The 12269-nt window shown below is 44.5% G+C and carries 16 protein-coding genes; 9 read left to right on the plus strand and 7 right to left on the minus strand.

Annotated features, from left to right (window positions below; genetic code table 11):
• Positions 1 to 127: 127 nt before the first annotated feature.
• Genes H9630_RS15855 through mnhG form a run of 7 tightly spaced genes read left to right on the plus strand, consistent with a single transcriptional unit; the run spans position 128 to position 5904 of the window.
• Positions 128 to 2542 (plus strand): Na+/H+ antiporter subunit A, encoded by a 2415-nt coding sequence (locus H9630_RS15855; RefSeq protein ID WP_191716489.1) that lies wholly within the window; start codon positions 128 to 130, stop codon positions 2540 to 2542.
• Positions 2529 to 2951 (plus strand): Na(+)/H(+) antiporter subunit B, encoded by a 423-nt coding sequence (locus H9630_RS15860; protein WP_191716490.1) that lies wholly within the window; start codon positions 2529 to 2531, stop codon positions 2949 to 2951. Before H9630_RS15855 ends, H9630_RS15860 begins: the two co-directional genes overlap by 14 nt.
• Entirely contained in the window at positions 2951 to 3298 is a 348-nt protein-coding gene (locus tag H9630_RS15865) for a Na(+)/H(+) antiporter subunit C (RefSeq protein WP_191716491.1), read from the plus strand. Before H9630_RS15860 ends, H9630_RS15865 begins: the two co-directional genes overlap by 1 nt.
• On the plus strand, positions 3291 to 4772 hold the full coding sequence (locus tag H9630_RS15870) for a Na+/H+ antiporter subunit D (RefSeq protein WP_191716492.1): 1482 nt from the start codon (positions 3291 to 3293) through the stop codon (positions 4770 to 4772). The genes H9630_RS15865 and H9630_RS15870 overlap by 8 nt, the downstream gene beginning before the upstream one ends.
• Before the next feature lie 7 nt (positions 4773 to 4779).
• On the plus strand, positions 4780 to 5259 hold the full coding sequence (locus H9630_RS15875) for a Na+/H+ antiporter subunit E (protein WP_191716493.1): 480 nt from the start codon (positions 4780 to 4782) through the stop codon (positions 5257 to 5259).
• Positions 5256 to 5537: a Na(+)/H(+) antiporter subunit F1 gene (locus H9630_RS15880; RefSeq protein WP_191716494.1), complete on the plus strand. Its 282-nt coding sequence runs from the start codon at positions 5256 to 5258 to the stop codon at positions 5535 to 5537. Before H9630_RS15875 ends, H9630_RS15880 begins: the two co-directional genes overlap by 4 nt.
• A complete protein-coding gene (gene mnhG, locus H9630_RS15885; RefSeq protein WP_225218616.1) occupies positions 5497 to 5904 on the plus strand; it encodes a monovalent cation/H(+) antiporter subunit G in 408 nt (135 codons plus the stop codon). Before H9630_RS15880 ends, mnhG begins: the two co-directional genes overlap by 41 nt.
• A gap of 78 nt (positions 5905 to 5982) precedes the next feature.
• On the opposite strand, the gene H9630_RS15890 is transcribed toward mnhG, so the two are convergent.
• Positions 5983 to 7476 carry a leucyl aminopeptidase gene (locus H9630_RS15890; RefSeq protein WP_191716495.1) on the minus strand — a complete coding sequence of 498 codons (1494 nt, stop codon included), beginning with the start codon at positions 7474 to 7476 and terminating at the stop codon, positions 5983 to 5985.
• Positions 7477 to 7625: 149 nt separating this feature from the next.
• Between H9630_RS15890 and H9630_RS15895 the strand changes: the two genes are divergently transcribed.
• Positions 7626 to 8102, plus strand: a complete 477-nt coding sequence (locus H9630_RS15895) for a divergent PAP2 family protein (RefSeq protein WP_191716496.1) — start codon at positions 7626 to 7628, stop codon at positions 8100 to 8102.
• 53 nt (positions 8103 to 8155) lie between these two features.
• On the opposite strand, the gene H9630_RS15900 is transcribed toward H9630_RS15895, so the two are convergent.
• From H9630_RS15900 to H9630_RS15925, 6 genes are all read right to left on the minus strand, one after another.
• Positions 8156 to 8485: a YuiB family protein gene (locus tag H9630_RS15900; RefSeq protein WP_191716497.1), complete on the minus strand. Its 330-nt coding sequence runs from the start codon at positions 8483 to 8485 to the stop codon at positions 8156 to 8158.
• Between the two features lie 339 nt (positions 8486 to 8824).
• On the minus strand, positions 8825 to 8950 hold the full coding sequence (locus H9630_RS15905; protein WP_191716498.1) for a YuiA family protein: 126 nt from the start codon (positions 8948 to 8950) through the stop codon (positions 8825 to 8827).
• Between the two features lie 129 nt (positions 8951 to 9079).
• Complete coding sequence (locus tag H9630_RS15910) at positions 9080 to 9577, minus strand: NUDIX domain-containing protein (RefSeq protein WP_191716499.1); 498 nt, start codon at positions 9575 to 9577, stop codon at positions 9080 to 9082.
• Positions 9578 to 9694: 117 nt separating this feature from the next.
• A complete protein-coding gene (locus H9630_RS15915) occupies positions 9695 to 10909 on the minus strand; it encodes an NAD(P)/FAD-dependent oxidoreductase (RefSeq protein ID WP_191716648.1) in 1215 nt (404 codons plus the stop codon).
• A 176-nt stretch (positions 10910 to 11085) separates the two neighbouring features.
• The gene (locus H9630_RS15920) at positions 11086 to 11448 is read right to left on the minus strand and encodes a HesB/IscA family protein (protein WP_191716500.1); all 363 of its coding nucleotides are present in this window, start codon (positions 11446 to 11448) and stop codon (positions 11086 to 11088) included.
• A gap of 156 nt (positions 11449 to 11604) precedes the next feature.
• Positions 11605 to 11841: a NifU family protein gene (locus H9630_RS15925; RefSeq protein ID WP_142828952.1), complete on the minus strand. Its 237-nt coding sequence runs from the start codon at positions 11839 to 11841 to the stop codon at positions 11605 to 11607.
• An 83-nt stretch (positions 11842 to 11924) separates the two neighbouring features.
• Between H9630_RS15925 and H9630_RS15930 the strand changes: the two genes are divergently transcribed.
• Complete coding sequence (locus H9630_RS15930) at positions 11925 to 12269, plus strand: YuzD family protein (protein WP_191716501.1); 345 nt, start codon at positions 11925 to 11927, stop codon at positions 12267 to 12269.

Here is a 12269-nt window from a genome sequence, read left to right on the forward strand (position 1 = left end):
GCCATGCTCCCACTTTTATGCCAGGAGATATGCTGTCCACAGAAGCCCAATTGGATCAACAAACAATTCTTGAGGGATGAAGCACCCGCTGATTGAAGTTTCTCTTTATGCTGGAAGGAGGATTCATTTGTCATTTGTATTTTTAATCTTTTTACCATTGCTTGCAGCTTTGTTTATTCCGCTGCTATTTAAGAAAGTCGGAAAAATCCATACTGGCTGGTTTGTACTGGTTGTCCCTGTCGCGCTATTCATTTACTATCTCTCATTGCTTCCTACTACCATCGACGGCGGCAATTTAGTTTCTGAATTCCAATGGATCCCTTCGCTTGATATCGCATTCGTTGCATATATCGATGGGTTAAGCCTACTGTTCACTTTGCTGATTACCGGCATTGGGGCGCTAGTGGTGTTGTATTCCATATTTTATTTGGACAAACACCGTGAACAATTACATAACTTCTACGTTTATTTATTGATGTTCATGACGGCAATGCTCGGCATTGTCCAAAGTGACCATTTAATCACCCTTTACTTGTTCTGGGAATTGACATCGATTTCATCTTTCCTTTTGATCGGTTACTGGTATACTCGCGACCGGTCGAGATTTGGCGCATTGAAATCAATGATGATTACTGTTTTTGGCGGATTGATGATGCTCGGGGGATTTGTGCTATTGAGCATTATGGGCGATACATATTCCATCCGCGAATTAATTCCGCAGGCAGCTGAGTTGGCAACACATGACTTCTTCATCTGGGCACTCGTTTTGGTGCTGTTCGGTGCATTCACGAAGTCTGCACAGTTTCCGTTCTATATCTGGCTTCCGGATGCAATGGAAGCGCCTACTCCAGTCAGTGCATACTTGCACTCAGCGACGATGGTTAAAGCGGGCCTTTACCTGGTGGCTCGCCTGACTCCTATTTTCGCACTATCCGGCACCTGGATGTGGCTGGTCGCCGGAGTCGGCTTGTTTACTATGTTCTGGGGTTCTTTCTTCGCCTTGAAACAAAAAGACCTGAAAGGGATTCTGGCTTTCTCGACCGTTTCCCAGCTGGGCTTGATCATGTCGTTACTGGGAGCTTCTGCTGCCGGCTATCATATCGACAATATAGCGGAAACCACATTCAAGTATGCAGGGTTCGCAGCTATTTTCCATTTGATCAACCATGCGGTCTTTAAAGGCAGCCTGTTCATGATTGCCGGTATCGTTGATCATGAGACCGGTACACGGGATATCCGAAAACTCGGCGGCCTCATGGGCTTAATGCCGATCAGTTTCACCGTCGCCATGATCGGCGCCTTTTCTATGGCAGGACTGCCTCCATTTGGCGGTTTCCTGAGCAAGGAAATGTTCCTGACAGCCATGCTGTCTTTAACTGAATTCGATTTATTCTCCATGGACGTTTGGGGCGTTTTGTTCCCGATTGTGGCATGGCTTGGTTCTGTTTTCACATTCATCTACAGTTTCTATTTTGTGTTTCATACTTTTGCAGGCAAGCACAAGCCGGAGGAATTGCCGAAACCAGCGCACGAAGCGCCGATCGGTATGCTGATTTCACCTATATTCCTTGCTTTACTTGTTATCGTGATTTTCTTTATTCCGAATCGCGTTGGCGACTGGCTTGTGAAACCAGCTGTAATGGCTATCCAGCCATTCTTGTATAACTCACCGTCAGAAGTGGATGTCCATGTATCAGCTTGGCATGGTTTCAATACTGAGCTCTTTATGACACTCGGCATTTTTGCTGTCGGCGGCCTGATGTTCTGGACGCTGCACAAGTGGCAAAAGAGCTACGACCGCTTCCCTGATTCTGTTTCATTGAATGCGTTATATGACAACCTGATGTTTATGAGCGATACCGGAGCGAACCGTTTTTCCAAGCTTTACATGACCGGATTTATCCGCTCTTATTTGGTGTATATGTTCAGCTTTGTTGTCATCATTGTTCTTGGAACGCTGTTCTTGACTGAATCTTTCGCTTTTGATGTGACTAACCTGGCACCAATCGGTTTTTATGAAATCGTTATTCTGCTGGCTTTGGTCGGCTCGACATTAACGATTTTGTTTTCAAAATCAAGGTTGACGGCGATTATCGCTCTCGGTGCAGTCGGCTATTCAGTTGCGCTGTTTTTCGTCATTTTCCGTGCGCCGGATTTGGCGTTGACACAACTGGTGATCGAGACCATTTCCGTTGCCCTGTTCCTGCTGGCTTTCTATCACTTGCCGCAGATCAGCCGCAAAGAAGAGCGCATGCGTTTCCGCCTTGGTAACGCATTGATTGCATTGGGTGTTGGGGTCACTATGACATTGGTCGCGCTGTCCGCTCACTCCCAGAAGTTCTTGCCTTCGATTTCTGAGTTCTACAAGGAAACGGTTTACTCCGAAGCAGGCGGCGGAAACATCGTCAACGTTATTTTAGTTGATTATCGCGGGTTTGATACATTGTTTGAGATTGCAGTGCTGGGCATTGCCGGTATTGGCATCATTACCATGATTAAACTGCGTATGACCAAAAAGGAGGGTCAGCATGAGAACAAATGATGTCATGCTTCAAACGGCTACAAAAGTAGTGACTTTCATCATCCTGATGTTTGCCGTCCATATATTTTTTGCTGGACATTACACACCGGGCGGCGGCTTTGTCGGCGGCTTGTTGACTACTAGTGCAATCGTGCTGCTGATGCTTGCGTTTGATATTGAAACCGTTAAAAAAATACTGCCGCTCAATTATGTGACGATGACAGCGATCGGCTTGCTGTTGGCACTTGCCACTGCTGCCGCCTCCATCATCTTTGATGTTCCATTTTTTACACACGCTTATGATTATTTTGATTTACCGCTTTTCGGTAAAACTTCTCTGCATTCAGCGATGCTGTTCGATGCAGGTGTTTACCTGGTTGTTGTCGGTGTAACGATGACCATTATTCAAACGATTGGAGAGGATGAATAATGGAGATAATAATGTCGGTTGTCATCGGATTTCTCTTTATGGCAGCTGTTTACTTAATGCTTTCAAAAAGCTTGATACGCATCATCATCGGGACTGGGCTATTGAGCCATGGCGCCCATTTGCTGTTATTGACGATGGGTGGCCTTGGAGGAATCTCCCCTCCTGTCGTGGCAGACGGAGTCAGTGTCAGCGATTACGCTGATCCGCTTCCACAGGCATTGATTTTGACAGCAATTGTCATTTCATTTGCTGTTACTTCATTTTTCCTAGTGCTTGCTTACCGGTCTTATCAGGAGCTCGGTACCGACAATATGGATTTGCTGAGAGGAACTGAAGACCATGAGTAATTTACTGCTATTTCCAATCATCATTCCTTTGTTTTTTGCTACTGTCCTGATGATTTTCCCGAAGCGCCTGAAACTTCAGCGATTTCTTGCTGCAACCGGCGCTGCCGCAACGTTGATTGCTGCTTTGGTGCTATTGGCTAAAGTAAATGCAGAGGGTGTCCAAGCTGTGACACTTGGCAGCTGGCCGGCACCGTTCGGCATATCCATGGTATCGGATCCATTGTCCGCTTTACTGGTGGTCACAACTTCGATCATCACCTTATTTGTTGTGTTTTACAGTTTTCCGACAATTGGTGTGAAACGTGAGCAGTCCTTTTATTATCCGGCTGTCCTATTTTTGATGGTCGGTGTCAATGGCGCCTTTACGACAGGCGATATTTTCAACTTGTTCGTATTTGTCGAAGTGCTGCTAATGGCTTCTTATACCTTAATCGTCCATGGTGGAGAAAAACCGCAACTGCGCGAATCCATCAAATATCTGTTGGTGAACATCATTTCATCCGCTTTATTTGTAGCAGCTGTCGCTTTCCTCTATTCTGTTACCGGAACGTTGAACATGGCGGATTTGGCAGTGAAGATTCCACAAATTGAAGAAACCGGGATCCTGACTGTCATAGCTGTCATGTTCCTAGTAGTCTTCGGTTTTAAAGCCGCAATCTTCCCACTGTACTTCTGGCTACCGGGGTCGTATTACTCGCCTCCTGTTCCAATATTGGCTCTGTTTGGCGCTTTGCTGACAAAAGTCGGCGTCTATGCAATCATGCGTACATACACGCTGTTCTTTACCATGAATATCACCTTTACCCATGAATTGCTTGGAATCATTGCAATATTGACCATCCTAGCCGGATGTGTCGGTGCCCTTGCCTATTTTGACGTTAAAAAGATCATCATCTATAACATCATCATTGCTGTCGGTGTGATTCTATTCGGGATTGCGCAATTAAACCAGCCTGGAGTTGATGGCTCCATCTTTTATCTGCTACATGATATGCTGATCAAAGCAGCCTTGTTCTTCTTAGTCGGCATTGTAGCGGTCTTGTTCGGTACGACCGACCTCCGGAAAATGGGTGGATTGATCAAAACCTACCCGTTTCTCGGCTGGACCTATCTGGTTGCAGCATTCGGCCTTGCCGGCATACCTCCGCTTAGCGGATTTCCAGGCAAGCTGCTGATTGTCCAAGGCGGCTTTGAAGGTCCGCAATTCTGGGGCAGCATTGTCATCCTGGCAACTAGCCTGATTGTGCTATTGAGTGCTGTACGCATTTTCATCTATGCATTCTGGGGCGAACCGGTTGAAACCGTTCCTCTAAAGAAATCCGTTTTTAATCAAATGTTTATCCCGACGGTCATCCTCGTTGCCATTACAGTGGTATTTGGGGTCGGTGCGGAACTCTTCATGCCGTTCATTTCAGGCGCGGGTGAAGTGCTGCTGAATCCATCCATCTATATAGATGCGGTATTAAAGGAGTAGGTGACATATGGCTTTACAAATCTTATTGAATTTCTTCCTGGCCTTTGTCTGGATGTTCATGACCGTTTCCTTTAGCCCTGCAGGATTCGCCATCGGCTTCCTTGTGGGCCTCGGCATCATCATTTTAATGCGCCGGTTCTTTTCCTACCGGCTGTATACTTCCCGGGTGTGGGCCGTCATCTTTCTGATCCTGTTGTTTCTTAAAGAACTGCTCATGTCGAGCATCCAGGTACTGCGGATTGTCCTTAAACCCAATATGAACTTAAAACCAGCTATTTTCGAACTGGAAACTGAGTTGAAAGAGGATTGGGAAATCACCCTTTTGTCTGCTTTAATCACATTGACGCCTGGAACACTGGTTGTCGGTATTTCAAACGATCAGAAAAGGCTCTTTATCCACGCACTCGATTTTGAAGACATCGATGATGCTGTCAATTCAATCAAGGATACATTCGAACGTGCCATTCTGGAGGTGAGCCGCCCATGATGATGTTTTACTGGATTTCACTTATCATTGTCAGCATAGGATTTACAGGGTTGCTTTACCGGCTTGTTAAAGGTCCGACAATCGCTGACCGTGTAGTGGCACTGGATGCCATCGGAATTTCACTGGTGTCAATTGTTGCTTTGCTGTCCTTGATAAATGAAACGGAATTCTTCCTGGAAATCATCTTGTTGTTGAGTATTCTGTCCTTTATTGGAACTACTGCCTTCGCGAAATTCCTTGAGAGAGGAGAGATTTTCGATCGAAACGACCATCGTTAATATCCTCATCATTGTATTAATGAGCACAGGAGTCCTTTTCAGCGTAGTTACAGCGTTAGGGCTTATCCGTTTGCCGGATGTCTATACACGCACACACGCCGCCTCCAAGAGCTCTACGCTTGGCGTTCTCTGCGTATTGATGGCCACCTTCATCCATTTTTGGATGATTGAAGGCATCTTCAATACACAGATGGTCATCGCCATTGTCTTCCTCTTTATCACGGCTCCTGTAGGCGGCCATTTGATTGGACGCGCTTCCTATATGTCCGGCATCAAAGTGGCTGAAGAAACGGTCCGTGACGATATGAAAGACGCTTTGAAAGAAGAAAAGAAAGAAATAGACGAAAACAAAAGTATCGAACATTGAAAAGCAGCCTGCAGAAAAAATTCTGCAGGCTGCTTTCTATTTGATTCTTCTTTTATTTTCTAAAGCTTCTGTTGTGTTTCAGTCTTCGTCTGCCATCTTTTCAATTAGCATCGCTAAAGTTCTGACCATTGCACCGGTTCCGCCTTTTGGCCCCAAATCATGTGGGCCGTCTGCATCAGAGGTACCTGCAATATCCAAATGAATCCAAGGAGTATCGCCGGCGAATTCACCGACAAACCCCCCGCCGAAAATCATATGGCCATCGCGGCCAGGCGAATTATTCAAATCGGCCACGTTGCTTTTCCGGATGCGCTTCTTATCGCTTTCTGTTAAAGGCAAACGCCAGACAAACTCGCCACTTTCCATAGAGGCCTCCAGGAAAGTTTCGAAAAATGCTTCGTCATTCGTCAAAGCACCTGTTTTGTCTTTTCCTAACGCTACAATAACGCCGCCTGTCAGCGTCGCTACATCGACAATACGAGTGGCACCAAGTTGCTTCGCATAGCTCACGGAATCTGCCAGCACCAATCGCCCTTCAGCATCGGTGTTAAGGATTTCAATGGTTTTACCACTCATGGATGTAATGACATCATCTGGTTTGAAAGCATTTCCTGAAATCATGTTATCAGTTGAGGCAATAACCGCTATGACATTTTGCTTCGGCTGCAGCTCTCCAATGATCCGCATTGCTCCTAGCACTGCAGCGGCACCGCCCATATCGCCTTTCATGCCGACAATGCCGTCCTTCGGCTTGATCGAATAGCCGCCAGTGTCAAAGGTGATCCCCTTGCCGACAAGCGCCAATGGGTTTTCAAAGCCTTCTGTCGCTTTGTATTTCAAAACGATCAGGCGAGGCTCTTCAATCGATCCTTGGTTAACTGCAAGAATTGCACCCATGCCCAATTCTTCAAGCTCGGCTTTGCCTAATATATCCGTTTCAAAGCCGTAGGTTTCGCCAAGCTCCCGTGCGTACTCTCCCATCGCTGTTGCCGTTAAGATGTTCGCCGGCATATTGACAAGGGTCCGGGCTTCATTAACAGACTGGCCGAAAACAGAACCGATGATTGCAGCCGATTCAATATCCTCAGAACCGTCATTGGATAGGAAAGTCAAAGCTTCCAATTTTACTTGTGTTTCATTGGAAGTCGTCTTGTAATCATCAAAACTATAGCCTCCCATGGTAATCGCTTCTGCAGCCAAAAAGGCAACATCTTCTGATGTGACTTTGTCATTCTCAAACGATTCCAGGTAGACTGCTGCATGCTTAACTTTTTTCTTGGCTAATTCTTTGCCTGCCAATCCAAAGCATGAACGCAGGTCTTCTTCCGTCAATTTCTTGCGGTCATTCAACCCAATAAATAAGACGCGTGGAACATCTCCAGACATTGCCGGATAGGTGATCAACGATTTTAAATCGAATGACAGATCATCTTTGACCCAGCCTTCTAATTTGCCATCAAAACGCTTTGCAAATTCATCCCATCCTCTGCTGTTTTCCGGATGTCGGCTTAAGCCGACAATAAGGATTTCGGCACCGCTATTCTGTGAATGCTGCTGTAAGTTGATTTGCATAAAATTCCTCCTTTATCTGTTCTCTTTAAGTGTAGCATTTAATTCGAAATTCGAGTAGTTCGTGTGACGAAGGAATAATCAGCGTTCGCAAATTCCACTTTTCTGATGTACGATAAAACCATAGTCAGACAGAAAGGTTGTGGTCCCACATGGAAATTTTTTCTAACTTGCCTTTAATGATTGCCTTATTCGCAATTCTGTTCGCTCAATTTATAAAAATCCCTATTCAGTACGCTGTAACGCGTGAACTTGATTGGAAGCTGTTTTCTTCAACCGGCGGAATGCCCAGTTCCCATTCAGCTGCAGTAACATCTTTAACGACGGCAGTGGCTTTCGAGCATGGCGTCTCTTCCACAATATTTGCTGTTTCAACGATGTTCGCAGTCATTACCATGTACGATGCTACCGGCGTTCGGTTTCAGGCAGGCCAGCAAGCTTTGACAATCAACAAAATGCGGCAGGATATCTACCTTTTCATGGATGAAACCAGAAAATGGCCGCAGAAAAAAGAAGAAGAAAAGATTGAAGAACTGAAAACTCTTCTAGGCCACAAACCAAGTGAAGTTTTCATGGGCGCTTTGACAGGTATAGCGATTTCATTCGTTTTCTATGGCATACTGCGCTAACCAATAGAATCATTAAAAAATCGCCGATCCGGATAACCGGAAAGGCGATTTTTTTAAAACATTTGATATCCCATTTTACGAAGGATCTTCATCACAAATCCTGCTGTGATGGCGCCAGCCCAACCGGCTAATAATACGGCAATATCACTGCCAGTCATGGAAGTGATCGTGTCTCCAAGCATTGAAAAAGATTCACCCGGATTCGTAAAGTAATCGAATACGCCTACGTCATCCACCACCAGCAAAATGACAATCGGATAAACGATAGCCATCAGCCAAGTCATGCGCAGCAACATATTCAACAAAAACCCGATCCCAAAAAACATTACATAAAAAAGCAACATAGATATAATCAATTGCACAATCGTAAATGAACTGTTCATGAATTCTAACCTCCGTTATTCCCTTCATCAGTTTACCCGAAAAAACAGAGGCTTTCAATCTAGGAGAACAGAGTTCATCGCTTTGTCACTTATGATAGAAAAGCGGAGGCAGCCGTTCAACTTCGACAGGCATAAGACGCTCTGGCTGTTCAGCATTTTTTCAGCTGCACAGCTGGAGTGGCTTGTGTTCCGAGGTGTTGGCTGCTGGAGCCTAGACACCGAAAAGTGGGGCAACCGAAGTAGCAGTGGGACACCGGCAAAAGCGTGGAGACCCTTATACAGAAATTCTCCATAAAAAAAGAAACGAACGGTGTTAAGTAATCCGCTCGTTTCTTTTTGTTATTTTTTACCGGAACCGGAACAGCAGGAGCAAGTTTCTGAACCGCCCAGCCGCAATTGAAAATATCCTTGTCCAGCACAATAAGGGCATTGGTTGACGTTTTTAGTCTTTTTGAAGATCGTCATTCGAAACACCTCCTTCTGTTCTTGTTTGTAATATTCTGATAATATAGCATAGAATTCAAATAAAGTGCAACTAAAAAGAAAAAAAATAACGCATCTCGCGTTATTTTTGTCTCTTTTGTGTATGAATTTTCATTTTCTGAAAAATAACCTATAATCCGAATATCCGAATACTTTGCCCGGATCTACGTTTTCAATTAACCCCAATCCTTCTTCTAATACGAAAGAAGCCATTTCATGAAGCATAACAGATGCTTCTGCATCATTGGATAAATCAGCAGGCGATTGCCAACCTGCTTCGTAAAGCTCAGACAATTGCGCTTGGATAGGCTGTCCTTCATCGATAGCATCCAGTAAAAAAATCGCCATATTGTCGCTGATTTCTTCCCGAATGACCCCTGAACGAAACCCGATCATTCCAACCAGTCTACAATTGATGCCAGTTTCTTCTTTCACTTCCCTAACTGCCGCTTGATCAATAGTTTCATCGCCTTGTACAAATCCTGCCGGAAGTGACCATTTTCCATGAAGTCCCCCGTACCTTTTTTTAACGACCAGCCATTGGCCACTGGAATTCACGACCAGCCCTGCGGCCCCAAGCCAGACATTGCCGCGTTTTGAACGTGCCACGAACAATCTCCCCCTTTACTTGAAATTCAGAATGAGCCATTAAGCACTGAATGCCTGTAGTCAATATTTTCGAATCTACAAAAAAAGCTCCCCGCGAAGGGAGCTTGGATCGAATCTTTACAGAACGTTGAATTTACCTTTTTTCATTACCAGCTTTGGTCCACCGATCATGAACAACGCACGGTTATCAATCATTTTCTTCATAAATGAAGCTCTTTTGCCTGTCACTTTTTTGCCGAATACAACACCGATAGCATCATCTTCACCAAGCGAACAAACAGTTCCTTTTAGATCTGGAACGAATTCAACAGTAGTATCACCGCTGATCAAAGCTTTCAAGTTTTTCGCAACATTTTCACCTTGTTGCATAGCGATTTGTGCAGTTGGAGGATATGGACGGTTTGTCTCTTCGTTGATCATCAATGCGCAATCTCCGATGATGAAGACATCGTCGAATCCTGGAGCACGCAAATCTTTGTCAACTTTCACACGAGCACGCATATTTTCGATTGGAGTCGCCTCAATCAAACGGTTTCCGCGAACGCCTGCAGCCCATACAACAGTACCAGCTTTGATGAATTCAAACTCATCGTCGCCTTTTTTGATTTTAACGCCTTCTGGAGTTGCTTCTACAACCGGCGTACCAATTGAGAATTCAATTCCTTTGGACTCTAAATGGCCTACTGCATAATTGACCAATTCCGGATCGAAACCTGGCAATACCATTGGTGCAGCTTCTACACAGACGACACGAACTTTTTCACGCGGGACATCGTATTCTTTGCACAATTCAGGTACACGGTTAGCCAATTCCCCTAGGAATTCGATTCCAGTGAATCCAGCTCCACCTACAATAATCGTTAGGCGGCTGTCATCTTTAACCGGTTCTGCAGACCATGTAGCGAATTGGAATTCAATGTGCTCACGGATATAACGTGCAGCTTTAACGTTAGCAATTGAAAGTGCATATTTATCAAGGCCTTCGATTCCGAAAGTTTCTCCTTCAAAACCAAGTGCAATAACGATATAGTCGTATGTAAACTCGCCGTTATCTGTAGAAACTTTTTTGCCAACTACATCAATAGCTTCGACAGTAGCTTGGACGAACTTCACTTTCACACCATCGATCACGTCTTTGATATCGTAACGCACCTGCTCTGGAAGCAATGTTCCTGCAGCTGCCTCATGAAGCCATGTGCTTTCATAATGGTATTCGTTTTTGTTGATCAAAGTAATATCTACAGCATCTGTGCCAAACTCTTTTTGCAGGTTCACTACAGTAGTCAATCCACCGTAACCTGCTCCTAATACTAATATTGACGGTCTTTTCAACACAATCGCAACCACCTTCAAGTCATTTTTTCATCGTATATTCACTAAGAGTCATACTCCTGTTATACCGATAAACACCTATACACTATACTAGACCTTTTACAGCATGATTTCAACTGGTGACTGTAATTTATCGCTGTTTTTCCACAACAAAAAAGCCGGTTTGTGACCGACTTTCAACAGTTTTCCGGTGTCCCCGCTTTTTTGGCTGTCCGGAACGAAGTTCCGCAGCCGCATGAAGCGATGGCATTCGGATTTTCAATTGTAAATCCTCCACCCATCAAGGACTGTTTGTAATCAACAACCGTACCTTGGAGAATAGGTGCATCTTCTTTTGCAACCAAAATCGGGATTCCAAATTGCTCATACAGATCATCAGCATCACTCTGAGTTTTTTCAAACCCCATACCGTATGTCAGTCCGCTGCATCCGCCGCCTTTGACTGCAACACGCAAAAAGGATCCTTCTTCTTCGTTATGGCGCATCATTTCTTTTACTTGAAATGAGGCCGCTTCTGTAATTTCTACTACTTCTGTCAATGAAATCACCTTCCTATATGGGTTATCATAGCAATTGTTTCCATTACTATTCAAGCTGTCCGCCTTGAAACGCTTGAACAAATCGAAAATCGATAAAAAGACTGCCTAGAGAGATTATATAATACAGAAAAAGGGACCCATTAAGGTCCCTTGGCATTAAAATACTTGTTCTACTTCTACGATGCCAGGAACTTCTTCCACTAACGCGCGTTCAATCCCTGCTTTTAATGTAATTGTCGAACTTGGGCAGCTGCCGCATGCACCGAGCAGACGAAGTTTTACGATACCATCTTCTACATCAACAAGTTCGCAGTCTCCCCCGTCACGCAAAAGGAATGGACGTAATTTATCTAAGACTTCCATTACTTGATCTTCAATCAAAGCTTCAGTCATTTATATCGACTCCTTTCATTATAATCATTATAATGTGATTAGAGAGAAAAAGCCACTAATGAATTCATAGGAGGTTCAAAATTATGCAGAAAGAAATATCCATCGAAGTCTACGGAACCGAAGTTATTTGTGCCAGCTGTGTCAATGCACCGTCTTCAATCGATACGTACGAATGGCTGGAAGCCGCCATCTCAAGAAAATACAAGGATCAGCCATTTTCAATTACCTACATTGATATTGAGAAACCCATTGATCTCGACCACCAGAAAGATTATGCCCAGCGCATATTGGATGACGAATTCTTTTATCCATTGGTATTGGTTGAAGGGGAAGTTGTCGGGGAAGGCTATGTCCAATTGAAGCCTGTCTACCGTGAACTTGAAAAACATGGATTTACTGAAGCCAATGAAAAAAGCGCTCAATCATGA

The organism is Planococcus wigleyi, assembly GCF_014836985.1.
GTDB classification, from domain to species: domain Bacteria; phylum Bacillota; class Bacilli; order Bacillales_A; family Planococcaceae; genus Planococcus; species Planococcus notacanthi.